The following is a 1111-nucleotide window of genomic DNA, read 5'->3' on the forward strand; positions in this document are numbered from 1 at the left end:
TCCAGGGCAAGGATCAGGTCACCGACCGCGCCGCCCCCACCACCGACTCTCAGCGCCTGGTCCAGCACGGACCGCGCGGAGACGGTATCGCTGTCCGCGAGCAGTGCTGGGGCAATCCACTCGCCCGCCAGACGCGTCCTGGCCCGGATAGTGAGAGAATCGGTGAACCGCATACCCAGGTCCGTCTCGCCGGCACGGAACGCTGCGGTAGCAGCGGTGAGCCAGATCGAATCACGAGGCACCACTGAACCGCGGCCCATCTGAGCAGCCAGGGCCACGAGCGGAGCGACATCGCCCTCCTGCGCCAGTTCCTGCATGGCGCTGAGTCTCAGCCAATTGGCGATCCCCGGAGCGTCTACGGCGCCGTCCTCATATCGCCGGGCCGCCTCCCCGTGACGCCCCAGCGCAGCCAGGCTCCTGGCCCACAGAACGTGAATCTCCGCTGACGGCGGCGACCTGCGCGATGCGGCCGAGGCTGCGAAGCGGGCGAAGTGGCCGTCCGCTTCCTCGTGGCGGCCCTGCTCCTGAGCGGATCGAGCCTGGAGCAAGCGGCCGGCGCCCGCGTCCAATCCGTCCAGCCACGGCCGATTAGACAGCAGCCTGTCGACGACTTTCCACATACCCGCTTCGGCGTGAGCGCGCGCCGCCAGCAGCAGCTCGTCCGGGGTGGCCCGGTCCGGGTGGAGCGAGAGTTCGCGGGCCATCGCACGGCTTACGGAGAGCGCATAACCCTCGGACAGCCGCTGTTCCAGGGCCCCGAGTGCGTCAGTGTCAGTCTCCTGAGCGCCGGCCGTGGACGGGACGATGAGCAGAGCGGCGGCGAGCACGAGGCGTAGACCTCGGATTCGCTGCCACGCCGACCCGCTTCCCGATGCACTCCAGGAGTTGCTCATGAAATGGTAATAGGCTCGCGCCGACCGCGGGTAAAGAGACGGGTGCGGCAAGCTCTGCCTGAAACGAGCGACGGGGCGCCCAGGGGCGCCCCGTCGGACCGTCTGCTTCGGGGCGGCGGGCCGCCCACGTCGTGCAGCTTAGTGGGAGTAGGACAGGCGCACGGTGGCGACGCGGCCCAGCGCCGGCGCTCCTACAAAGCTGGCGTAGTTGTTGTCGA

The 1111-nt window shown here is 69.2% G+C and carries 1 protein-coding gene; it reads right to left on the bottom strand.

Features of this window, described 5'->3' with window-relative positions; translation table 11 throughout:
* Positions 1 to 827, bottom strand: an 827-nt coding sequence (locus ABFS34_16970; protein ID MEN8377118.1) for a hypothetical protein, incomplete at its 3' end; no start/stop codon positions are given.
* Positions 828 to 1111: the final 284 nt, after the last annotated feature.

This window comes from Gemmatimonadota bacterium (assembly GCA_039715185.1).
GTDB lineage: Bacteria > Gemmatimonadota > Gemmatimonadetes > Longimicrobiales > RSA9 > DATHRK01.